At 72.0% G+C, this 22,910-nt stretch carries 19 protein-coding genes and 1 tRNA gene; 8 read left to right on the top strand and 12 right to left on the bottom strand.

Features of this window, described 5'->3' with window-relative positions:
* Window positions 1–361 precede the first annotated feature (361 nt).
* The 3 genes from ACIRSS_RS39015 to ACIRSS_RS39005 form a co-directional block, all read right to left on the bottom strand.
* Complete coding sequence (locus ACIRSS_RS39015) at window positions 362–2,920, bottom strand: hypothetical protein (RefSeq protein ID WP_400904223.1); 2,559 nt, start codon at window positions 2,918–2,920, stop codon at window positions 362–364.
* A 16-nt stretch (window positions 2,921–2,936) separates the two neighbouring features.
* Window positions 2,937–4,613, bottom strand: a complete 1,677-nt coding sequence (ettA, locus tag ACIRSS_RS39010) for an energy-dependent translational throttle protein EttA (protein WP_400904221.1) — start codon at window positions 4,611–4,613, stop codon at window positions 2,937–2,939.
* Between the two features lie 117 nt (window positions 4,614–4,730).
* On the bottom strand, window positions 4,731–6,749 hold the full coding sequence (locus tag ACIRSS_RS39005; RefSeq protein ID WP_400904220.1) for a cytochrome c oxidase assembly protein: 2,019 nt from the start codon (window positions 6,747–6,749) through the stop codon (window positions 4,731–4,733).
* Window positions 6,750–6,805: 56 nt separating this feature from the next.
* On the opposite strand from ACIRSS_RS39005, the gene ACIRSS_RS39000 reads away from it, so the two are divergent.
* On the top strand, window positions 6,806–7,444 hold the full coding sequence (locus ACIRSS_RS39000; protein WP_400904218.1) for a phosphoglycerate mutase family protein: 639 nt from the start codon (window positions 6,806–6,808) through the stop codon (window positions 7,442–7,444).
* Here the strand turns inward: ACIRSS_RS39000 and ACIRSS_RS38995 are convergent.
* Together ACIRSS_RS38995 and ACIRSS_RS38990 are read right to left on the bottom strand one after the other, a co-directional pair.
* Window positions 7,418–8,569: a sensor histidine kinase gene (locus tag ACIRSS_RS38995; protein ID WP_400905853.1), complete on the bottom strand. Its 1,152-nt coding sequence runs from the start codon at window positions 8,567–8,569 to the stop codon at window positions 7,418–7,420. The two genes, ACIRSS_RS39000 and ACIRSS_RS38995, sit on opposite strands and share 27 nt — an antisense overlap.
* A 151-nt stretch (window positions 8,570–8,720) precedes the next feature.
* Window positions 8,721–9,896 carry an MFS transporter gene (locus ACIRSS_RS38990; protein ID WP_400904216.1) on the bottom strand — a complete coding sequence of 392 codons (1,176 nt, stop codon included), beginning with the start codon at window positions 9,894–9,896 and terminating at the stop codon, window positions 8,721–8,723.
* A gap of 51 nt (window positions 9,897–9,947) precedes the next feature.
* Here ACIRSS_RS38990 and ACIRSS_RS38985 point away from each other — a divergent pair, with 51 nt between their 5' ends.
* The 4 genes from ACIRSS_RS38985 to ACIRSS_RS38970 all read left to right on the top strand — a co-directional run bounded on the left by ACIRSS_RS38985 (window position 9,948) and on the right by ACIRSS_RS38970 (window position 13,168).
* Window positions 9,948–10,997, top strand: coding sequence for a LacI family DNA-binding transcriptional regulator (locus ACIRSS_RS38985; RefSeq protein WP_400904214.1), 1,050 nt, complete (start codon window positions 9,948–9,950; stop codon window positions 10,995–10,997).
* 173 nt (window positions 10,998–11,170) lie between these two features.
* Window positions 11,171–11,545 (top strand): peptidase inhibitor family I36 protein, encoded by a 375-nt coding sequence (locus ACIRSS_RS38980; protein WP_400904213.1) that lies wholly within the window; start codon window positions 11,171–11,173, stop codon window positions 11,543–11,545.
* A gap of 1,034 nt (window positions 11,546–12,579) precedes the next feature.
* A tRNA-Arg gene (locus tag ACIRSS_RS38975) sits at window positions 12,580–12,656 on the top strand.
* A gap of 296 nt (window positions 12,657–12,952) precedes the next feature.
* The gene (locus ACIRSS_RS38970) at window positions 12,953–13,168 is read left to right on the top strand and encodes a hypothetical protein (RefSeq protein WP_400904211.1); all 216 of its coding nucleotides are present in this window, start codon (window positions 12,953–12,955) and stop codon (window positions 13,166–13,168) included.
* Window positions 13,169–13,181: 13 nt separating this feature from the next.
* Here ACIRSS_RS38970 and ACIRSS_RS38965 read toward each other — a convergent pair whose 3' ends face one another.
* Complete coding sequence (locus ACIRSS_RS38965; protein ID WP_400904209.1) at window positions 13,182–13,973, bottom strand: alpha/beta fold hydrolase; 792 nt, start codon at window positions 13,971–13,973, stop codon at window positions 13,182–13,184.
* A gap of 180 nt (window positions 13,974–14,153) precedes the next feature.
* On the opposite strand from ACIRSS_RS38965, the gene ACIRSS_RS38960 reads away from it, so the two are divergent.
* From ACIRSS_RS38960 to ACIRSS_RS38950, 3 genes are read left to right on the top strand one after another with little or no spacing between them, the layout of a single operon-like run.
* Complete coding sequence (locus ACIRSS_RS38960) at window positions 14,154–15,527, top strand: TrpB-like pyridoxal phosphate-dependent enzyme (protein WP_400904208.1); 1,374 nt, start codon at window positions 14,154–14,156, stop codon at window positions 15,525–15,527.
* A complete protein-coding gene (locus tag ACIRSS_RS38955; RefSeq protein WP_400904206.1) occupies window positions 15,524–16,756 on the top strand; it encodes a hypothetical protein in 1,233 nt (410 codons plus the stop codon). The genes ACIRSS_RS38960 and ACIRSS_RS38955 overlap by 4 nt, the downstream gene beginning before the upstream one ends.
* Complete coding sequence (locus tag ACIRSS_RS38950) at window positions 16,753–17,262, top strand: hypothetical protein (protein ID WP_400904204.1); 510 nt, start codon at window positions 16,753–16,755, stop codon at window positions 17,260–17,262. The genes ACIRSS_RS38955 and ACIRSS_RS38950 overlap by 4 nt, the downstream gene beginning before the upstream one ends.
* A gap of 395 nt (window positions 17,263–17,657) precedes the next feature.
* Here the strand turns inward: ACIRSS_RS38950 and ACIRSS_RS38945 are convergent, their stop codons facing one another.
* From ACIRSS_RS38945 to ACIRSS_RS38920, 6 genes are all read right to left on the bottom strand, one after another.
* Window positions 17,658–18,905 carry an ATP-grasp domain-containing protein gene (locus tag ACIRSS_RS38945; RefSeq protein ID WP_400904203.1) on the bottom strand — a complete coding sequence of 416 codons (1,248 nt, stop codon included), beginning with the start codon at window positions 18,903–18,905 and terminating at the stop codon, window positions 17,658–17,660.
* Window positions 18,906–18,913: 8 nt separating this feature from the next.
* Window positions 18,914–20,212 carry an MFS transporter gene (locus ACIRSS_RS38940; RefSeq protein WP_400904201.1) on the bottom strand — a complete coding sequence of 433 codons (1,299 nt, stop codon included), beginning with the start codon at window positions 20,210–20,212 and terminating at the stop codon, window positions 18,914–18,916.
* A 140-nt stretch (window positions 20,213–20,352) separates the two neighbouring features.
* On the bottom strand, window positions 20,353–21,060 hold the full coding sequence (locus ACIRSS_RS38935) for a transglutaminase family protein (RefSeq protein WP_400904199.1): 708 nt from the start codon (window positions 21,058–21,060) through the stop codon (window positions 20,353–20,355).
* 28 nt (window positions 21,061–21,088) lie between these two features.
* Entirely contained in the window at window positions 21,089–22,234 is a 1,146-nt protein-coding gene (locus ACIRSS_RS38930) for an acyl-CoA dehydrogenase family protein (protein WP_400904198.1), read from the bottom strand.
* Window positions 22,235–22,249: 15 nt separating this feature from the next.
* Window positions 22,250–22,621, bottom strand: a complete 372-nt coding sequence (locus ACIRSS_RS38925) for an ectoine synthase (protein WP_086671488.1) — start codon at window positions 22,619–22,621, stop codon at window positions 22,250–22,252.
* Between the two features lie 4 nt (window positions 22,622–22,625).
* Window positions 22,626–22,910: an acyl carrier protein gene (locus tag ACIRSS_RS38920; RefSeq protein ID WP_400904195.1), complete on the bottom strand. Its 285-nt coding sequence runs from the start codon at window positions 22,908–22,910 to the stop codon at window positions 22,626–22,628.

The raw sequence follows: 22,910 nt of genomic DNA, 5'->3' as shown, positions 1-22,910 counted from the left end.
ACCCCACACTAATGCGCCGGGGTCGGGGATCACATGAAGACCCGGGGGTTCCCCGGATCCGGAAAACCCTTCCCGGCCAGCGGATTCGCGTGATCGGTCAAGCTACTGACGGGTTGCGTTCCGGGGCGGTTCGCGGCGCTGACCAGCCGGGCTCGACGGGCGTTACCTGCTGCGGAGCCAACATGATCGGTTCAGTCGGGGCGGGTGGGTGCCGTTCGGCGAAGCCCGGCGGCCGGTCGGCGACCTCCGGGGTGCGACGGACGCCACTCGCCCGGCCCGGTGGCGAGTCGGCGACGAATAGGGGTGTCTCGGCGACCGGAGGCCGATCGGACCGGCCTCCGGCGGCGGTGTGGGCCCGGGGTCAGTCGCCCGAGCCGTGGCGGCGGGAGTCCGAGACCTCGGCTCCGTGGCCGTTGCGCCCGTGGCCGTTGCGGCGGCCGGTGTCCTGCGAACCCAGCTGCTTCACCAGCGCGGCCGCGCTCGCCGTGCCCGCCTGGTGCTCCGCCAGCGCGCGGGCGAGGAGGTCGGCGAGCCCCGCGTCCGGCGGCGGCTCGTCCTCCGCGATCGCGCGCGCGTAGCTCTCCGGGAACGGGGCCGTCGCCGGCGTCCAGTGGCCGAAGTCCTCCATCGGCTCCAGCGACGGCGGCATCCGCAGCCGCGGCAGCCAGGGCTCGGCTTCGTCGCGGTAGTCCGGCACCGACGGCGGCTGGTCCTCCGGCCGCGGCGGCGGGGCCAGCTCCGGCTCGGGCCGCGGTGGCGGCTCCTCCGCGCGGGTCTCGGCGTCCTCCGCGCGGCGGCGCCCGCCGCCCGCACCGCCCGACGACGAGATCCCCAGCCGGTCCAGCACCGACCGGGCGGCCACGGAACCGTGCTCGGCGTCGTGCCGCGTCGACGGCTGCGGTTCGCGCCGCGGCTCCCGCTCGGCGGCGGGCTCGGGCGCGAGCGGCAAGGCCGGCGTGATGCGCGTGGGCGCCGATTCGCGCTCGGCGGCGGTCTCCCGCAGCCGCTCTTGCGCGACGGCGGCCCACGAGAACTTGGGCTTTTCCTCTTCCACCGGTGCCGCCGGCTCGGGCGCGGTCCGGACTTCGCTCGGCTCCGCGGGGGCCTCCGGCGCACGACGGCGTCCGGACGGCTGCGCTTCAGCGGGTTCCGCCGGGAGCGGCCGCGCCTGGCCGGGCGACTCCCGCCGCCACGGCGGGTCGGCGGGAGCCGACCGCACCTCGATGGGCTCCAGCTCACGCCGGCGTGCGGGTTCGACGGGCTCCGGCTCACGCCGACGTACCGGCTCCGCCCGGACCTCGGTGGATTCCGGTTCATGCCGGCGTGCCGGCTCCGCCCGGACCTCGGTGGGCTCCGGTTCCCGCCGACGTACCGGCTCCGACCGGACCTCGATGGGCTCCGGTTCCCGCCGTGCCGGCTCGACCGGAGCCGACGTCACCTCGATCGGCTCCGCCCGGACCTCCGGCTCGCGCCGGCGTCCCGTCGGCTTGACCTCGACCGGCTCGGGCCGCCGCCGTTCGACGACCACCGGTTCCGGGCGCACGCGCGGCTCGGCGGGCTCGTCCCGCACCGCCGGCATCACCGACGTCTCGGCGGCGTCGGCGGTCACGCGCGGCCGCTCGAACGACCACGCGGGCGCCGGCTGCCGCGGCTCCGGCGTCTCCTCGCGGCCGAACGACCAGGCCGGCGTCTTCGGCGAAGGCGCCGGCGCGGGCGCGACGGGTGCGGCCGCCGCCGGCTCGGGGGCCACGACCGGAACGGGCCGCGACGGCACCGCCTTCAGCACCTCGTCGAGGTCGATCGACGCCGGCTCGCCCGTGCCGAACTCGCCGGCCAGCACGTTGCACGCCTGCCGCCGGGACCGCGCGTGCAGCTGCTCGGCGGCCCGGGAGCGGTACAGGCACGCGATCGCTTCTTCGGCCTGCCCGAACCGTTCCTCCAGCTGCGCCAGCTCCAGCCAAAGCCGCGCGGTCACCGCGGACAGCCCGTGCCGGTCGGTGCTCGCCACGGCTTCGCGGACCAGCTCGGTGGCCGCTTCCCCGGCACCGGCGGGCAGGTGGATGCGCGTCGCGACGGCCAGCCGCAGCCAGCCCATCGGCGCGACCCCCGCCGCGCGCACCGGCTCGGCCAGCACCGGCTCGGCGATGTCGTACGCCATCTCCGTGTCGCCGCGGTCGAGCAGCGTGCTGACCAGCAGCAGCACCAGCCGGATCCGGACGAGACCGCCGTCGTCGGCCGGGTTGTTCAGCTTCTCCAGGAAGCCCAGGCCCGTCCGGGCGGCGTCGGCCGCCGCCGTCAGGTCTCCGTGGCGGCGCCGGTGCGCCGCCGTGCCGACGCGCAGCAGCGCGCGGACCAGCAGCTGGGTGTCGGCGCCGAGGGACTCGTCGCCGAGGACGAGCTTGTCCGCCTCGACGAGCACGCGGTCCAGCTCGGCCTTGCGCCCCAGCAACCCGAGGCAGCCGACCAGGTGGGTCAGCGCGGCGGCGCGGTGGACCGGCGAAACGACCGGGTCGGTGAGCACCGGCCGCAGCGCGGCGAGCCCCGTCAGCGGCACACCCAGGCTGCGGGCGCACACGGCGAGGTCGATGCGCAGCCGGGCGGCGATGTCGCCGTAGCCGGCGTGCTCGGCCGCGCGCAGGGCCGCGACCGCGCGCCCGACCGTGCCCGGCCGGTCACCCAGCCGGACGCGCGCGGAGACGACCAGGCTCTCGGCCCGGATCCACTGTTCGTCGGCGCCGGCGGCCTCCGAGAGCGCGGCCGCGCGCTCGCCGAGGACCAGGGCGAGCTCGGGCGCACGCAGGTGCAGCGCGTCCGCGCGTTCGATCAGCCGGCCGACTGCGGAGAGGGTTTCCCCGGCATGCGCGGAGCGCCCGCTCTCCTGGGAGAGCGGGCCCGTCCGGTGCTGTTTGCTGGCTTCCACGGGGAAACCCGCCCCCTCAGTCGCGGGTCAGCTTGCGGTGGGTGACACGGTGCGGGCGGGCAGCCTCGGCGCCCATCCGCTCCACCTTGTTCTTCTCGTACCCTTCGAAGTTGCCCTCGAACCAGAACCACTGCGCGGGGTTCTCGTCGGTGCCTTCCCAGGCCAGGATGTGCGTCGCGACCCGGTCGAGGAACCACCGGTCGTGGGAGATCACGACGGCGCAGCCGGGGAACTGCTCGAGCGCGTTCTCCAGCGAGCCCAGCGTCTCGACGTCCAGGTCGTTCGTCGGCTCGTCGAGCAGGATCAGGTTCCCGCCCTGCTTGAGCGTCAGCGCCAGGTTGAGCCGGTTGCGCTCACCACCGGAGAGCACGCCCGCCGGCTTCTGCTGGTCCGGGCCCTTGAAGCCGAACGCGCTGACGTACGCGCGCGACGGCATTTCGGTCTGGCCGACGTGGATGTAGTCCAGCTCGTCGGAGACGACCTGCCAGACGGTCTTCTTCGGGTCGATGCCGCCGCGGTTCTGGTCCACATAGGACAGTTTGACCGTCTCGCCGATCTTGACCACGCCGTCGTCCGGCTCCTCGAGCCCGACGATGGTCTTGAACAGCGTCGTCTTGCCGACGCCGTTCGGGCCGATCACGCCGACGATGCCGTTGCGCGGCAGGTCGAACGACAGGCCGTCGATGAGGACGCGGTCGTCGAAGCCCTTCTTGAGCTTCTCGACCTCGACCACGACGTTGCCCAGCCGCGGGCCCGGCGGGATCTGGATCTCTTCGAAGTCGAGCTTGCGGTGCTTGTCCGCCTCCGCCGCCATCTCCTCGTAGCGGTCGAGGCGCGACCGGGACTTGGTCTGGCGCGCCTTGGCGTTGGACCGCACCCACTCGAGCTCGGTCTTCAGGCGCTTCGCGAGCTTCTGGTCCTTCTTGCCCTGGACTTCGAGGCGCTCGCGCTTCTTCTCCAGGTACGTCGAGTAGTTGCCCTCGTAGCCGACGACGCGGCCGCGGTCGATCTCCATGATCCACTGGGCCACGTTGTCCAGGAAGTACCGGTCGTGGGTGACGGCGAGGACGGCGCCGGCGTAGCGGGAGAGGAACTGCTCCAGCCACAGGACACTCTCGGCGTCCAGGTGGTTGGTGGGCTCGTCGAGCAGCAGCAGGTCGGGCGCCGAGAGCAGCAGCTTGCACAGCGCGACGCGGCGGCGCTCACCCCCGGAGAGGTGCGAGACGCCTTCGTCCGGCGGCGGGCAGCGCAGCGCGTCCATGGCCTGCTCGACGGTCGAGTCGAGCTCCCAGGCGTCGGCGTGGTCCAGCTCCTCCTGGAGCTGCCCCATCTCTTCCATCAGCTCTTCGGTGTACTCGGTCTCCATGAGCTTGAGGACCTCGTTGTACCGGTCGAGCTTGACCTTGACCTCGCCGAGGCCCTCTTCGACGTTCTCGCGGACCGTCTTCTCCTCGTTGAGCTCCGGCTCCTGCATGAGGATGCCGACGCTCGCACCGGGCTGGAGGAACGCCTCGCCGTTGCTGGCCTGCTCGATCCCCGCCATGATCTTGAGAACGGTGGACTTACCGGCACCGTTCGGCCCGACCACGCCGATCTTGGCGCCGGGGTAGAACGCGGTGCTGACGTCGTCGAGGATGACCTTGTCCCCGACGGTCTTGCGCACCTTCTTCATGGTGTAGATGAACTCGGCCATACCGACGATCGTAGAGCGCACCTGATCGCGGCTCGACGCCGGTCACCGTCGGACTACCGAAAGTCAGTCCGGGATCACCGGAAGCGCTGTTTTCCGCGGCCGAACGAGCCCTCAACCTCAACTGGAACCCGAGGGTCGCTTCCCCTCCGCGAGGTTCTTCAGCATCGCGTTGTAGGCGTTCAGCTCTTCGTCACCGGTCACCGCTTCGCGCCGGTCACGCCGCTTCGCTTCGCGCTCGTCCTGGCGCGACCACTGCACCAGCAGCGCGATCAGCACGAGCAGCACCGGGAGCTCGCCGGACGCCCACGCGATGCCGCCGCCGAGCCGCTGGTCCGACAGCAGGTCGGTCACCCACGGCAGGTGCAGCTGGCTGTAGAACGCCTGCCCGATCACCGTCTGCTTGCTCATCAGGATCACGCCGAAGAAGGCGTGGAACGGCATCGCGGCGAACATCATCCCGAGCCGGCCGAGGTACGGGATGCGCCGCGGCGACGGGTCGACGCCGATCACCGGCCAGTAGAAGACGTAGCCGGCGAGCAGGAAGTGCGCGTTCATCGCCAGGTGCGCCCAGTGGTAGTTCAGCGCGGCGTCGAACAGCCCGGAGAAGTACAGCGCGTAGAACGAGCCGACGAACAGCAGCAGCGCGACGACCGGGTGGGTCAGGAACCGCGACACCGGGGAGTGCACCAGCGCGACGATCCACTCGCGCGGTCCCGGCGGGGCGCCCTTGCCCGCCGCGGGCAGGGCGCGCAGCGCGAGCGTCACCGGGCCGCCGAGGACGAACAGCACCGGCGCCACCATCGACAGCAGCATGTGGTTGCCCATGTGGACGCTGAACATCGCCGGCGCGTAGCGGCCGATGCCCGACGACGTCGCGAGCAGCAGCACCACGCAGCCGACGATCCAGGCGACGGTGCGGCCCACCGGCCAGGTGTCGCCGCGGCGCAGCAGCCGCCGCACGCCGGCCAGGTACAGGCCGCCGAGGACGAGCGCGAGCGTGCCGTAGACCAGGTCGAAGCGGGTGTCGAAGAGCAGGCGCCACACCGTCGGCGGGCCGTCGAGGTTGTAGCCGATCAGCAGCTCGGTGGTGGACGGCTGGGTGATCGCGTCCGCCGGTGGCGGCGTCCTGGCCAGCCCGGAGGCGATCCCGATCGTGACGAACATGATCAGGATCTCGACCGCGGCCAGGCGCAGCAGCTGCCCGCCGCCCTTGCCGTCGACGAGGTCCTTGACGCCCTTCTGCCGCTGCTGGTGGCCGAAGACCCCGAGCAGCAGCAGCGCGACCGTCTTGGCGACGACCAGGAGGCCGTAGTCGGTCGTGAAGAGGTCGTTGAGGCTGATCCGGACGAGCGCGTTGACCACGCCGGAGATCGCCATCACGATCCAGCACACCAGCGCCAGCCGCGAGAACCGCTGCGCGGCGAGGCTCAGGTGGTTGCCGCGCCGGTAGCCCAGCGCCAGCAGCGCGATCAGGCCGCCGACCCAGAAGGACGCGGCGACGAGGTGGAACAGCAGGCTGTTGGTGGCGACGTCGTGCGAGCCGCCGCTGGCGGAGTGGCCGGTGACCGCGACCGGGACCAGCCCGCCGACGGCCAGGAAGAAGAGCACGGCCGTCCAGCCCCAGGACAGCGCGAGCCGGCAGCCGAGGGCGACGAGGACGGCGATCAGCGCCGTCCACAGCCAGGCCTTGGGCTGTTCGATGGCGCCGACGAGGTCGAGCAGCGTCTGCGGGTCCAGGACGTCGCCGAACGGCTTCCCGGCGGTGTCGGCGGCGGTGAACGCGACCGAGAACAGGGCCGCGGCGAACCACACCCAGGCGGCGATCCCGGCCGCGCGCAGGGCGCCGTAGCCCTCCGGGCCGAGCGTGCCGGACTGCTGCGGCGGCACCAGGAACGCGGCCAGCAGCAACGACCCGACGCAGATCACCGACGCGGCTTCCGAGAGCACGCGCATGACCGTGATGCCGTACTTGGTGACCAGCCCCGGATCCGGCAGGCCGGCGATGGCGTACCCGGCGCCGCCGGTGAGCGCGATCAGCCCGATCGCGACGACGGCGGCCAGCAGGACGCCGACCGCGAGCAGGGGCAGCACACTGGCCCGGCGCTGCGTGGGGACGTCGGATTTCGTCGCGGACACGCCCCTGAGGGTATGCCCAGACCCGGTCAGGCCCGTGTGACGGGCAGGATGGGAGCGTGCGAATGATCCTGCTGCGGCACGCCGAGTCGCTCGGCAACGTCGACGAGCTCGCCTACACGCGGATCCCCGACCACGCCCTGCCGCTGACCGAGCGGGGCGAGCGCGAGGCCCGGGCGGTGGCACCGGAGATCGCCCGGCTGCTCGACGGCGAGCGGCCCGCCGTCTACGTCAGCCCGTACCTGCGGACACGGGAGACGTTGCGGCTGCTGGACATCCGGGCCTCCTGCGAACGACTGCTGCAGGAGCCGCGGCTGCGCGAGCAGGACTGGGGCAACCTGCAGGACCCGGCCGAGCAGGAGATCCAGAAGGCGCGGCGCAACGAGTTCGGGCACTTCTTCTACCGGCTGCCGTTCGGCGAGTCGGGCGCGGACGTCGACGACCGCGTCGCGGCGTTCCTCTCGGACCTGCGCCTGCGCGACGAAAGTCACCCCGAGACGGTGCTGATCGTCTCGCACGGGCTCACGCTGCGGCTGCTGTGCCGCCGGCTGTTCGGCTGGAGCATCGAGCTGTTCGAGTCGCTGTCCAACCCGGGGACCTGCGAATACCGCGTCCTCGAGGAGCAGGACGGCAAGTGGTCGCTCGACCGCCCGTTCGCGCAGTGGCGCGACTCACCCGACGGGGAAACGCAGCTCTAGCGGCGCGGTCAGCACGACGCGGGTGCCCTGCCCGGGTGCCGAGTCGATCCGCGCGGTGCCCCCGATTTCGGCCAGCCGGGCGTGGATCGAGTTCTCGATGCCGAAGCCGCCGCGGCGCGCGCCGACGTCGAAACCCGTGCCGTGGTCGCGCACCGAGACCGTCACGACGCCGTCGCGTTCTTCGAGGCACATGACGGCTTTCGACGTTTTCGCGTGCTTCAACGTGTTTCGCAGCGCTTCGCGAGCGGCGTCGTGCAAGGAGTTGACGACGCTCTCGGGGACGTCGGACGGCTTCGCGAGCGGGACGAGGTCGACGCGCAGGCCCTCCGCCGTCATCTCGACCGCGAGCGCGCCGAGGCGGTGTTCGAGGCCGCCCGGCTCGGCGGGTGCGTCGCCGTCGAGGCTCAGCCGCAGGCGCAGCGCGTGCGCGCGGGCGATGCTGCGGACCTGGTCGAGGCTGCCGACGGGGTCGAGGGCGTCGCGGGGCGCCGGCAGCGCGAGGGACTCCATCACCTGCAGGACGGTGTCGTGGACGTCGCGCCGGTGCCGCTCCCGTTCGGCGGCCCGGCCGCGCTGCTCGCCCAGCCGGTGCGCGAACCGCATCGAGCCGGCGACCAGCATGACGATCGCCAGCGCCGTCGCGGCGGCCGCGACCAGGGCGAGCACGATCCACGTCGCGGGCGCCGACGTCCCGGACACGCCGGCCATGCCGTAGCGCAGGAGCACGGCGCCGGTGATCGCGACGGCTCCCGCCGGCGCGCCGCGCAGCAGCGTCCAGACCATGACCGTGCCCATGATGTTCGGCCAGGTCAGCGGGAGCAGAGCCGGGGCGAACACCGCCGCGGCGAAGCTCGTGACGAGCGTGTACGCGGTGTCGGCGACGAGCACGGGCCGGATGCCCGTGCTGCGGTGGAAGACCCAGCCCACCTCGGCCAGGTTCGGCACGAGGTAGAGCGCGATGGCGAGGCCGAGCACCGGAGCGCCCAGCGGGTCACCGGCCCAGATCGCTTGCAGGAACAACGCGAGCCGGAACGCGACCGGCACGAGCACGAGCCTCGGCACCGCCCCCTGCACGAGCGGGAGCCCGGCTCCGCCGGCGAGCGCCCCCGCGCCGCCGAGCAGCACAACCCTCACGACGTCCTCCCCGGGTCAAGGCCCCTACCCTGACCAGCCCACCTGAACTCGTAACGTCGGTCCATTCATTTCAGCTTACGACGCGCTCAGCTTGCCCCGCACGGTTCCGCACTGTCAACGGGGCCACGGCGCCGGCCTTGCGTCACGATTCGACGGTGAGGGCGGCTTCCTCCCGCTTGCGCGCGCGTCGGGCGCCGACGGCGGCAGGCAGGATCAGCGCGGCGACCAGCGCGACGAACCCGAACGCCACGCCGTAGTCCGTCACCTGCGCGATGCCGCCGACGATCGGCGGGCCGGCGAGGAACCCGGTGTAGGCGATGGCCGTGACGAACCCGATCTCGCGCTCGCCGCCGGTGCCGTCGCCGCGCTTGCCGGCGTCGCCGGCCAGGCTGAGGGCCATCGGGAACGAAGCGGCCAGACCCGCGCCGGCCAGCGCGAACCCGGCGTAACCGACCGCGGCGACCGGGATCGCGGCCGCGGCGAGCAGACCGGCGGCGGCGAGCACCGACCCGGCGGCCAGGCAGCGCGTGGGGCCGAAGCGGCGTTGCGCGTACGTTCCGGCGAGCCGGGTCAGGGCCATGACCAGCTGGAAGCCGGCGAACGCGAGCGCCGCGGCACCCTGCCCGACGCCGCGTTCGACCGTCATCAGCAGCGCGGACCAGTCCGACGACGCGCCCTCGGCGATCGCCGAGCACAACGCGACCGCGGCGAGCAGCCACAGCACCGGACGGCGGATCGGCGCCCGGCCCGGCGTGACTCCTTCGCTGTGCTCGGGCCGGCTGCCGGGGACCGCGCGGAGGATGGGCAGCAGCACCGCGACGGCGACGACGGCGGCCACCGTCAGGTGCCGCCCCGGCGACCAGTCGTGGCCGGCGGCGAGGCCCGCGGCCAGGGAACCGGCGAGGGCGCCGAAGCTGAACCCCGCGTGGAACTCCGGCATGATCGCGCGGCGGAGCCGGCGTTCGACGGCGACCGCGGCGACGTTCATCGCGACGTCGAGCATCCCGACGCTCGCGCCGATCAGGAGCAGCGCGCCGGCCAGCAGCGGCACGCTGGGCGCGAACCCGACCAGCACCATCGAGCCGGCCGCGCTGACGGTGCTGCCGGCGACGACCATGCGCGCGCCCGCGCGTTCGATGATCCGGCCGGACACCGACGCGGCGGCGAGCATCCCGACGCTGGCGCCGAGCAGCGCCAGGCCGAAGACGCCGGGTGAGGCGTGCACCTGCGTCGCGAGCGCGGGCGTGCGCGACGCCCAGGAACCGAGCGCGAGGCCGTTGAGCGCGAAGACGACGAACACCGCGATCCGATCCCGCATGGCTTCAGCGTGACTGAAGCGCTTCAGAAAGTCCATGGCTACACTGCGCGGATGACCCGGCGCCGCCGTCCCACGCTCGACGACGTCGCGTCGGCCGTGGGGGTCTCGCGGGCGACGGTCTCCAACGCGTACAACCGGCCTGACCAGCTGTCTTCCCAGCTGCGTGAGCAGGTTCTGCAGGCGGCCGCTTCGCTGGGTTACGCCGGCCCGGACCCGACCGCGCGCAGCCTCGCCACCAGCCGGACCGGGGCCGTCGCGGTGCTGCTGGACACGTCGCTGTCGGCGGCGTTTTCCGACCCCGCGCTGTCCTTGACGCTGGACGCGCTGGCGCGGGTGGTCGACCCGCACGCTCTGCTGCTCCTGCCGGGCGGTGCGTCCGGTGGGCCGCCTGCCGAGCGGGTGCTGACCGCGCAGGCCGACATCGCGGTGGTGTATTCGCTGGCCGACGGCGCTCCGGCACTGGATTCGGTGCGGGCGCGGGGGTTGCCGCTGGTGGTGATCGACCAGCCGCTGCTGCCCGGCGCGGCGCGGATCGGGTGCGCGGACCGGGAGGGGGCGGCGCTGGCGGCGCGGCACCTCGTGTCGCTGGGCCACCGGCGGTTCGGGATCTTCGCCGCTTGCAGCCGGGTCACGCCTGGTGGGGGCGCGCTGTCGGTGCAAGCTGCGGCCGCTGCTCCGTTCCGCGACACGCGCGAGCGGCTGGCCGGGTACCTGGACGAGCTGGATCCGGCGTCGGTCGTCGTGGAGGAGGCGGCCGGGCTCAGCGTGGAGAGCGCTTTGCCGGGGGCGTTCGCGCTGCTGCGGGCGGCGCCGCGGCCGACCGCGGTGCTGTGCATGTCCGACCAGCTCGCGCTGGCGGTCCTGGCCGCGGCGGGGCAGCTGGGGATCCGAGTGCCCGAGGAGCTTTCGGTGGCCGGGTTCGACGACAGCCCGCCGGCGTCGTGGTCGTCGCCGCCGTTGACCACGGTCCGGCAGGACCTGGCGGCCAAGGGCCGGATCGCCGGGGAGCTGGTGCTGCGGCTGCTGGCCGGCGGCTCGGTGCCGGCACCGGCCGAGGTGCCGGTTTCCCTGGTGGTGCGGGGAAGCACGGGCCCCGTGTAGCACCGCGTTCTTCCGCCCGCAAGACCGTTCGCGGATCTGTGGACAACCGGCCCCCGACTGGCAACCTGTCCACAGATCCGAAATCGCAGGCTGACAAATCTTCCGCCGCCCGCCAATCTGGAATCACCAGTTCACCGCGGCCCGGAAGCCGCGAATCCAGAGGGGAATCCACAATGTCTTCACGCCGTTTCCGCGCCCGGCTGCCGCACCTGCTGATCCTGGCCGCGCTGGGTCTGCTGACCAGCGTCGGAACCGCTCAGGCCGCGTCCGAACCCGGGTGCCAGAAGGGCGAGTTCTGCCTGTGGTCGGCGAACGACTACGGCGGCGAGATCTCGCGATTCGACTTGCGCACGACGAATCCGGGGGAATGCATTCCGCTGCCCGAGGGATTCGTGGGATCGTCGTTCGCGAATCTGCTGACGCGGGACGTCACGGTGTACCAGAGCGAGGAATGCTCGACCGAGGGGGATTTCGTCACCTACCCGGGTGGCGGCACATACGTCCCGGACGCGCCGTTCCTGGTCCGCGGGATCCAGCTCTGGGAGTGACCCCCTGGCTGGGCCGAACCAGGTAGCCCCGTGACCCGGGCCTAGTCGACCGCAGCCCACCGAACCGGGCCCACGTCGCCGCCGTAACCCAGGCCTACTCGACCGCAGCCCACCGACCCCGGGGCCCACGTCGCCGCCGCGACCCGGACCCACTCGACCACAGCCCACCAACCCGGGGCCCACGTCGCCACAGCCCACCAACCCGGGGCCCACACCGACGCAGGCCACACCACATGACCCACCACCGACCCGGGCCCGCACCGCCGTCCGCTCCAGGGCAGGAGCCGGCTCGCGGCGGCGGCCGGACCCGACCGGGGCCGCTCCCCGACAGCGGCCCCACCCCGTGGGCGCGCCCCAGCGGCGGGGCGCGCCCACGGGCTTCCCAAACCGCCCCTCATCGCGCCCTGAGGCGGCCCGGCCGAGTTCCCGCCCGGGGATCCGGTCGTCAGCACCCAATGGCCGTCCAGGCAAGCCTGAGGGGGTCTGCTTCGGTCCGTCGCCAACCACCGGCAGCGACGCCACCCAGGCGTCCCAGCCACCTGACCCGCCGCGGCCGGCTCACCCACAACCGGCTTCCCAACCCGGCATGGCAGCCACCCGACCGAACCGCACAAACCACCAGCCGACCATGGCAGGACCACCCACAACCACCGCGAACAGATCGACGAGCCCAGAGAAGGCATTCATGCAGGTGAGGGGAACCAGCGCGCCGCCCGCCGCGGCGGGCAAGCAGCGGCGTGCGGACGCTCGCGGCGCTGCCTGCCCGGCCGCAGGGACGTGCGGGCGAGCGTGGTCGGGCTGGACACAGCAAGAGCCTTCTGATCGCCAGATTACAGGTTCGAGGCTCGTCCGGAAGCCCGTCCGGTCACCCTCAGCACCGCACCCGACACTCAAGGAGGTCTACACCACGCTTCCACCGAACTTCCGAATTCCGTCGAACGAGACCTGAAACGATTCGCCGGTGTCGAACGATCGAGAGGATGGCGACGACTAAGCTGCCATTGCCGGGTTGCCGGCAGCAGCCGTCGGCGCGGGCCCTCGTAGCTCAGCTGGATAGAGCAAGAGCCTTCTAATCTCTAGGTCGCAGGTTCGAGTCCTGCCGGGGGCGCCACCAGGGAAGACGTCGTGCGCGGCTGCGCACGGCGCCCCCTGGCCATCGTGACCGGCCCCACCTCAGGGCCCTCCTCCAGCGCCGCCGGCCTGTCCCCACTTTGGACAGTCATCCCGTGCAGGCGGACTCCGGAAGTCGCATCGTGCGAGCGGCCAGGTGGCCCAGCGGTTCTGACCGATCCCATCCCGAGACAACCTTGTTACCTGAGGCTTTCCGCACGCGATCGGTCACGCCCAGCGATCACCGCCGCCGTGCTTCCAAGACATCACCCGATCGAGCGAACTTCTAACTCACCCATGAAGAAGGCGGACCACACCGTGGACCAGCAAGAAGGACGACACCGGAGGCGGCGCGCCAACCGCGTCACCCGAAGCACCCTCGATGAAGCCCGGCGCGCGGGGCTCGTCCGGCGGCACCTGACGAAGCTGCGGTACCTGGCCGACCGCGCCGCCCGCGCGCCCGCGCCGGAGCCGGCCCCCGACGGGCCGGCCTCCACATCGGACGCCGCGTGAGGGCCCGAGCCGGTCAACCCAGGTAGAACTCGCGGAGCGCGGCGGTCAGGACGTCCGGCGCGACCGCGTGCTCCTGGTCGGGCAGGGTGCGGCGCCGGGCGTGGGGCAGGGCGTCGGCCAGCGCTTGGGCGGCGTTGCCGAACGACGCCGGGCTCGCGCCGCCGTCGAGGACCAGGACCGGCTGGGTCAGGGCCGCCCAGCGGCCCTCGGGCAGGGAGCCATCGCCCAGCAGGATGCTGTCGTAGACCAGCGTCGGCGCGACACCCAGGAATCCCGGCCACAGCGGGGATGCCTTCATCTCGGCGATCCGCTCCGGCGGGGCACCGAAGGACTCCGCCAGGTAGAGCTCGACGGCGTCGGCGCGGCGGTCGTCCTCGATCAGCGCCGTCAGCTTCGGCAGGAACGCCGGGGACGGCCGGGGGCGGGTGTCGTCGGTGATGAACGGCGGCTCGTACGTCGCCAGCTTCGTCACGCCGCTGCCCGGGCGGACGGCGGCGTCGAGGGCGAGCACCGTGCCGGCGGACATGCCGAACACGTGGGCCGAACCACCGGCGTCGGCGATCAGGGCGGCCAGGTCCTCCAGTTCGCGCTCGACCGCGTACGGCGGGGTGTCGGTGCTGCCGCCGCGGCCGCGGCGGTCGTAGTGGTACACCGTGAAGTCCCGGCCGAGCAGGTCGGCCAGCTCCTGCGTGCGCGGGTCGAACGCGCGGTACTGGAACGTGCCGCCGACCAGCACCAGCGGCGGGCCGGACCCGACCTTGTCGAACTCGATGACGGTGCCGTCGGCCGACGTTACGTGTCCCACGGGAACTCCCCTCGCGTTTTCGTGGCTGCGAAACGAAATTAGCGCACCTCGGCCGCCGGTGGCCCAGAGCGCGCACTCCGGGAGATGTGCCCGGGCGGGCGGGGACGGCAGCATCGGGGCGTGCCGGCGGGCACCGCCGTGCGTCGGATCCGGTACTGCACAACGACGAGAGGCTCCGCGATGGAGAGAAGCAAGTTCCAGCTCGACGAGTCCCAGATTCCGAGCACCTGGTACAACATTGCCGCCGACCTGCCCGGCGCCCCGCTGGCGCCCGCGCTCAACCCGGCGACCGGGGTTCCGCTGACGCGCGACGAAATGGGCGCGACGATGCCGGAGCCCATCATCGACCAGGAGCTGAGCACCGAGCGGGACATCGAGATCCCGGAACCGGTGCGCCAGCTCTACGCCCAGTGGCGCCCCAGCCCGCTCTACCGCGCGCGCCGGCTCGAGCAGGCCCTCGGCACGCCCGCCAAGATCTACTACAAGTACGAGGGTGTCGCGCCGTCCGGGAGCCACAAGCCGAACACCGGGATCCCGCAGGCGTACTACAACAAGCAGGCGGGCAAGACCGGCCTGATCACCGAGACCGGCGCCGGGCAGTGGGGCAGCGCGACGGCGCTGTCGGCCGCGCTCTTCGGGCTGACCGCCAAGGTGTTCATGGTCAAGGTGAGCTTCCAGCAGAAGCCCTACCGCCGGGCGCTGATGGAGTCCTACGGCGCGACGTGCGTCCCCAGCCCGAGCCCGGAAACCGCGGTGGGCCGGGAGATCCTGGCCAAGTACCCCGACTCCCCCGGCAGCCTCGGCATCGCCACCTCGGAGGCGCTGGAGACGGCGGCCACCGACCCGTCGCTGGGCTACGTGCTCGGCAGCGCGGCGAACCACGTGCTGCTGCACCAGACCGTCATCGGGCAGGAAGCCCTGCTGCAGATGGAACTGGCCGGGGACTACCCGGACGTCATCGTCGGCTGCTCCGGCGGCGGCAGCAACCTCGCCGGCTTGACGTTCCCGTTCATCGGCGCGCAGCTGCGCGGCGGCCCCGCGGTGCGGGTGCTGGCCGTCGAGCCTGCCGCCTGCCCCACGCTGACCCGCGGCACCATCGCCTACGACTACGCCGACACCGGCCGGCTCGGGCCGCTGTTCCGGATGCACACCCTCGGCCACGAGTTCATGCCGCCGCCCGTGCACGCCGGCGGCCTGCGCGCGCACGGTATCGGCCCGCTGGTCAGCCGCGCGGTCGAAGACAAGCTGATCGAGCCGATCGCGGTCGGGCAGACCGGGTGCTTCGAAGCGGGCGTGCAGTTCGCCCGCACCGAAGGGATCCTGCCGGCACCGGAGTCGACGCACGCCATCCGCGGTGCGATCGACGAGGCCCTGAAGTGCCGCGCCGAAGGCGTCAGCCGGACCATCCTCTTCGGACTGTCCGGGCACGGGCACTTCGACCTCGTCGCCTACGACAAGTACTTCGCGGGCACGCTGGAAGACGACGTCGTCAACGAAGAGCAGCTCGACCTCGCGGCGGCGTCGATCCCGCAGCTGGGCGGAGCCACGTCGTGAGGGTGGCGGTCGTCGACGCGGACGGCATCGCGGCGCACCTGCCCGCGGCGCTGGCCGCCCACGGGCTGGAGACGGTGCGCGTCCGGTCCGAGGCACCGGACGTGCACCTGCGCGGGTCGACGGAGGCCGACGTCCGGCACCGCGGTGACGTCGGCGAGACCGCGGATGCGTTGCGGCGCCTCGACGTCGGGTTCGTGCTGGCCGGCACCGAGTCGGGGGTGCTGCTGGCCGACGAGCTGTCGGCGGCGCTCGGCACCCCCGGCAACGGGATGAGCCGGCCGCGGGCGCGGCGCGACAAGTACGAGATGGTGGCGGCGGTCCGGGAAGCGGGCGTCACGACGGCCGCGTCGTTCTCGTCGCCGTCCGCCGACGAGGTCGTCGCCTGGGCGGAAGCGCTGGGCAGCTGGCCGGTCGTGCTGAAGCCGCTGGCGAGCGCGGGCACCGACAACGTCCGGATCTGCGGTTCGGTCGACGAGGTGCGCACCGGGCACGCAGCGATCCTGGCGGGCACCACGCGGTACGGGTTGCGCAACGAAACCGTGCTGGCGCAGGAATACCTGCACGGGGACGAGTACTTCGTCAACACCGTCAGCCGGGACGGCGTGCACCACGTCGTCGAGGTGTGGCGTTACCACAAGCGGGCCCTCGACGGCGGCCACTGGATGTACGACTACGAGCAGCCGGTGCCGCTGGAGGAGCCGCGCGTGGCGGACCTGGTCGGCTACACGCTGGACGTCCTGGACGCGCTGGAAATCCGCAACGGCGCCGGGCACACCGAAGTGATGCTCACCCCGACCGGTCCGGTGCTGGTCGAGTCCGGCGCGCGGATGGGCGGTTCGCACCAGCCCGCGGTGATCTCGCGGTGCATCGGCACCAACCAGGTGGAGTGCCTGGCGCTGGCGGTGGCCCGTCCGGAAGAGGTGACCGAACGGCGGCTGCCGACGTACCGGCCGCGGTCCTTCCTGCGGTACGTCACGCTGATCAGCCCGGGCGACGGCGTGGTGCCGGACGAGGCCGGGTTCGCGGCGGTGCGCGCGCTGCCGTCGTTCGTCGACCTGGTGCTGACCACGCCCCCCGGTGGCCCCGTGCGGCGGACGGTCGACCTGGCGACTTCGGTGGGTTACGTCTACCTCGAGGCGGACGACCCGGAGCAGGTCGAGTCGGACTACAAGCAGCTGCGCGAGTACGAACTGAACGGGCTCTACACAGGTGAGGCGGTACCCAAGTGACCAAAGCGATCACGGAACTGAGCGAGCTGGCGGACATCCCGGAGGAGTGGGTGCACGTCGCGAAGCGGATTTATCCGGGCGAAGACCTGCGGCTGCCGGGTGCGTACCTGAAGTGGTACGACATCCGCGAAGAGGGCGAAGAGGCCGCGCCGGCGATCAGCGAGCAGGCCCGCCAGTACCTGCGCGACCAGGCGGAGTCGGGCGAGCTGGAGTTCGAGAACGAGCTCGGCTACGCGCAGCTCCACCACGACGGCGGCTACTACTTGATCGTGGGCTTGTGGCGCAAGGACGAGCTGTGGACGGCAATCTTCTTCCTGGACGGCGACGAGTTCAAGCGCTACCCGGCCAAGCCGGGAGCATTCCGGGCCACGCAGAACGTGGTCGAGTTGGACACGACGGCCCACGAGCGCCGGGCGTGGGCCCGCTTCCTGCGCACGGACCGCGGCGAGGCGGCGAAGCGCGCGTACATCGAGGACTACTGCACGGGCGTCGTCGGAGTGCCGTGACCCCGCGCGCGTGAGAACGGGCCCGCTCCCTGATTGGGGTGGGCCCGTTTCGCATGTGCGGGAAGGGAAATCGGGCGGGTCACGCGGCCGAGATGGCCTCCGGCCTGGTACGGGATTCGGGGCAGAGGCAAGCACACACCTGCCAGTCGCCGCGCCGCGCCGCGGCGCGGCGCGCCGCGCCGACTGGCGGCAGGGCGGCTGGCAGCGGACGGCGGGAAGCGGGCGGGACCGGCGAGGGGCGGCTCTTGGCTGGTGGGCTGGAGGCTCGCGGCTGCAGGCGGGCGGCTCACGGCTGCAGGCGGGTGGCTCGCGGGCTCGCGGCGAATTATCCTCCCGGGCATGCGAAAGCCCCGGTGCGCCGACCGGCACCGGGGCCCTCGCTCGCCGCTAAACCCTTACTCCTCCGCCGGCCTCGTGCGGACCTTGATGTCCGCCACCCTCGCCTGGCTGAACTCGATCGCCGCCGTTGTGTCGGCCGCGGTCACCGCCACGTGGCCCAGACCGTCCCACGATCCGTCCAACGAGCGCACCACATCCCCCGGCGCTGCTCCGCCCAAGTCGATCGCCAGCGTCGCCGGGTCTGCCGATACCCCGTCCACTCCTGCGATCTCCACGATCTCGCCCGGCTCCGCCACCGCCAGCCAGCTTGCCGCCGCGCCTGACGCAGGTGGGGCGGCCGCGATCGGGGACACCGAGCCGTGGGGCCACTTCATCGTCAGGTCGTGCATGTCGACTCCGTGGACCGCGAACACCATCTCGTTGATCAGCGCTCCGCCGATGCGGTTCTGGGACTCGATCACCACCGGGCCGCGCGGGCTGAACTTGAACTCCGTGTGGCTCGGGCCGTCCGGGTAGCCGAGCACGTCGAGGAACGCCGGGATCATCCGCTCCACCGCCGCCACCTCCGCGGGTGACAGCCGGGCCGGGACCGCGTGGCCCGCGTGGACCACCGTTCCCGGCAACGTCACCGCCTCCGTGATCGCCAGGACCGCGTGCGTCCCTGCGAACGAGAACGCTTCCGCGCTGTACAGCGTCCCGTCGATGTACTCCTCCAGCACGTACTCGTCGAGGTCGTACTGGCCCAGGAACGGGTGGTCGGACACGTCCCGCTCCCGCTCGATGGCCGAGAACACCGACTCGACCTGGTCCGGGCCGTCCACGCGGTGGACGCCGAAGCTCGCCGTGCCCGCTCCCGGCTTCACGATGAACGGGTAGCCGTAGCGCTCGCCGAACGCCGTCAAGCTTTCGCGGCCCTCGAGCACCGCCGCGCCGATCGCCGGGACGTCCGGGTGGGCCGCCTCCGCCAGGCGGCGGCGCATCACCGCCTTGTCCGTGAACCGGTGGCTCACCTCGTACGACGGGCCGCCGAGCCCCAGCAGGTCACGGACTCTCCCCGCCGGGTCGAGGCCCGGCTCCGTCAGCGACACCACCGTCGTGAAGCCCCACGCCCGGTGCGCCGCCTCGACGAGCGGGGCGAACGTCGCCCAATCCGTGTAGTCCGCCAGGATCGCGCCCACCACCAGGGGGCCGTACTCCGGCTTGAACTCGTCCGGGTTCTGGACGTACACCACTTCCAGGCCGGCCGCCTTCGCCGCGTGGAAGTGCTTCGGGTTGCCGCCGATGAGCAGGATGCGTGGCGCCATTTCGCTGGTCACTCCTGGGAAACTCGGACGGGTTCGGGCTCGGGCTCGACGTGCGGTGCGGGTACCGGCTTCTCCGCGCGGACCGACGGCAGGCACAGGCACAACGCGCCGCCGAGCACGCACGCGATGCCCGACAGCGCGACCACCTGGGACCCGCTGAAGTGCTCCAGCAGCACGCCGCCGAGGGCGGCGCCCGTCGGGGACGACGCGACGATCACCGAGCGGCGGGCGCCGAACACCGCGCCGTACTGCTCGGACGTCACCGCGTTCTGGATGACGCTGATCTCGGTCGACGCGTACGGCGCCCAGACGAACCCGCCGACGAACATGATCACCAGCGCCAGCGGCAACGCGTGCACGAACACCAGGGGCAGCAGGATGAGGCCCCACACCGTCGCGCCGACCGCGTTGACCACCGCCGGGCGGAACCGCGCCAGGCGCGGCACCATCACCAGGCCGAGCAGCGCGCCCACGCCCATCGCCGACCACATCGCGCCGTAGCCCGCGCCGCCGGCGCCGAGGTTCTGCTCGGAGAACACCGGGATCGCGGTCAGTAGCGGGCCGTAGGACAGGAAGTAGATCACCGTCAGGATCATCATCGCGCGGACCACCGGCACGGTGATCAGCGGACCGAACCCGGCGACGAAGCTGTTCTTCTTCGGAGCCGGCGACGGCGATGCCGGCACCGCCAGCGCCGGGTTGACCCGCACGCCGAGCACCAGCGCCGTCGCGACCAGGCACATGATCGCCGGGATGAACAGCGCCCAGATCCCGATGAAGCCCGCCAGGGAACCGCCGAGGACCGGGCCGACCAGGTACGGGAACTGGTCGCCAATGGTCAGCACGCCGTTGGCCACCTGCAGCTCGCGGCGTGGGATGAGCAGGGGCGTGATGACGCGGGTGCCGACCTTCGCCAGCGGGTTCGTGACGCCCATGACCAGGCACAGGCCCAGCACCACCGGCACGCTGAACGTGCCGACCACCGACAGCAGCGCGATGCCGCCGATCGCGATGCCGCGGACGGCGAACCCGATCGCGGTGAGCTTCACCGGCGACCAGCGGTCGAACCACGCGCCGAGCAGGGGCCCCGACACGATCTCCGGGAAGCGGCGGAAGAGCACCGCGAGCCCGGCGAGCGCCGGGGAACCGGTCTCCACCAGCACGATCCAGATCAGGGCAACGGAGGCGAACTCGTCGGCGGTCTCCGAGAGCAGGCTGCTCACCGTGAGCTTGCCCAGGCCCGGGAACCGGCCCAGCACCGACCGCTGCCACCGGCTCCGGACGAAGCCGGGCGCCAGATCCACCATCACTGCCCCTTTCCCGGTCACCGATCCGGCCGAAGGCAGGCCACCGTGGCCATGAGGTGGCCCGACCGGTGACGAACCCCCCTCGCCGCGGTCCACCGTCCTCCCGCGCGACGGCGGACCGCATCTCCCGCTGTGCTCGGTTATGCGGCCTTCAGCCCGGACTCGCCGGTCTCGTCGGCCGCTTCGGCGACGAGCGAGCCGCCCGCCGTCTCGTAGCGGCTGGCGAACAGCGCCGGGTGCGCCGAGCGGATGCCCTCGACGACGAGCTCGTACGGGAAGTCGTCGAAGTCGCCGTAGTCGTGGAGGAACTCCATGTACCGGCGGCCCTTGCTGTCGTACGGGTGCGACATGCTGTCGGCCGAGCCGTCGAACTCCAGCGGCGTGATGCCGTAGAGCCGGCACAGCAGCTTGTTGAACACCGGCGTCGCCCGGACCCACTTGCCGTCCAGGTACACGGAGTTCAGCGCGTGGAACCGGAACACGTCCCCGCCGACCAGCTCGCGCAGCCGCGGCGACGCGAGGTGGTTGCGGACGTCGGTGAGCGCGATCCGGCTCGGCACGCCCGCCGCGCGGCACACGGCGGCGTACACAATGGACTTGTGGACGCAGAACCCGCGGCCGCGCTCGATGATCGCGCTGGCTTTGAGGCCGTCGCGGCTCAGCGCCGCGCCGTAGACCTCGTAGTGCAGCTTGTCGCGGACCGCGTAGTACAGCGAAACCGCCTTGTCGGTGAGGGTCTGCTCGCTCCCGTCGAGCGCCTGCCCGACGAAGTCCCGGACGACCGGGTGGTCGTAGTCCAGGAACGGGGTGACCCCGAGCAGGTCTTGCGGAGGCGTCTCGGCCGCCATGTCGTCCTTCTTCCGGTTCCGGCGCCTGTCAGCGCACTCCGAGCATTCTGGCGACCTTGTCCCGCTGGACCTCCGACGTGCCGGAGTAGATCGTGCCGCCGGTGGCGTCGCGCAGTTCCTTCTCGATGCCGAACTCGCTGAGGTAGCCCCGGCCGCCGAAGATCTGCACGGCGTTGGTGGCCGACCGGACGTTGGCCTCGCTCGCGAGCACCTTCGCCATGGCCACGTCCACCATCACGTCCTCGCCGGCCTCGAACCGCTTCGCGGTGTCGTAGAACCAGTTGCGGGTGGTCTCCAGGTCCATCTTCATCTGCACGATCTTTTCCGCGATCAGCTGGCAGGACGCGATCGGCGCCCCGAACTGCTTGCGGGTCTTCGCGTACTCGACGCTCTGCTCGAGGCGGTGCTCCATCGCGCCCAGGCTGATCGCGAAGGACAGCAGCACCTCCCACTTCATGACGTAGTCGAGCAGCAGGAAGCCCTTGCCCCGGCGGCCGACCATGTTCGCCGCGGGCACCACGCAGTCGGTGAACGTCAGGTTCCCCAGCGGCGACGTGCGCAGGCCCATCTTGTCGATCGGCGGCCCGGCTTCGAAGCCGGGCGTGCCCTTCTCGACGGCGAACACGCTGATGCCGAGCGGGCCGGTGCCCGGCGACGTCCGGGCGTAGACCAGGACGACGTCGGCGACCGGGCCGTTGGTGATGAAGAACTTCCGGCCGTTGAGGACGTAGTGGCCGTCGTCCCGGCGCTCGGCCGTGGTCTGCATGGCGGCCGCGTCGGACCCGCCGTGCGGCTCGGTGATCGCGTGGGCGCAGATCACCGAGCCGTCGATGACCCTCGGCAGCAGCCGGTGCTTCAGCTCCTCCGAGCCGAACCGGTGGACCGGCACGCCGGTGCTGACCAGCTGCGTCGAGATCGAAAACCCGAGCCCCCCGTCGCGGCAGTGGCGGCCGAGGCCCTCCAGCACGTGCATGGTGGTCGGCAGGTCGTGTCCGCCGCCGCCGTACTCGGTGCCGAACGGCAGGCCGAACAGGCCCGTCGCGCCGATCTCCGGCCACAGCTCGCCGGCGAACTCGGCTTCGCGGTCGCGCCGGAGGTGGTCGGCGCCCCAGGCCCGGAAGGCCTCGGTGTAGCCGTCCCGCAGCTCCTGCTGCTTGTCGGTCCACTGCTGCATCGGGGGAGCTCCGGCTCAGTAGTTGGAGAATTCGTCGTCGAGGTTGTGCGACTCGTCGCCGATGAGGGCGGGCGTGAACATGCAGACCAGCACCATGTCCTCGTGCGGCGAGGCGATCAGGTGGTGCGGGTCGTGCTTGTCGAGGGCGTAGATCGTGCCGACCTCGATGACGTGCTCGTCACCCGCGGAGTCGATGACCTTGCCGCTGCCGGCGATGCAGTAGCACGCCTCGAGGTGGTTCTTGTACTCCAGCGCGGAGTCGGTGCCGGCGCGGACGATCGTGTGGGTCACGGTGTAGCCCATGCCGTCCCGCAGCGTCAGGAAGCGGTGGCTCAGGCCGTTGCCCCACTCGACGCCTTCGACTTCCGAAAGTTTGCGGATGATCACTGTGTCAGGCCGCCTTTCCCAGGTAGTCCACATCGGACGAGCCCGCCGCCGAGTGCAGCTCGACGAACCGGGAGATCGAGGTGATGGAGGTGAAGTCCTGCTCGACGATCTCGACCTCCTCCATCGGGATCTCGAACGTGGCCTCGAGCCAGGTGACCACGCGCAGCAGGCCGAGGCTGTCGATGACGCCGTTGGCGCGCAGGTCGTAGTCGGCCTCGAGCTCCTCCGGGCCGACGCCCGGCAGGAACTCGTCGAGGACGTACTGCTTGATCTGCTCGGAATAACCCAT

Source organism: Amycolatopsis sp. NPDC101161, assembly GCF_044768185.1.
In the GTDB taxonomy this organism is placed as follows: domain Bacteria; phylum Actinomycetota; class Actinomycetes; order Mycobacteriales; family Pseudonocardiaceae; genus Amycolatopsis.
The sequence above is the reverse complement of the archived record's forward strand: the minus strand, read 5'-3'. Positions and strand labels throughout refer to the sequence as shown.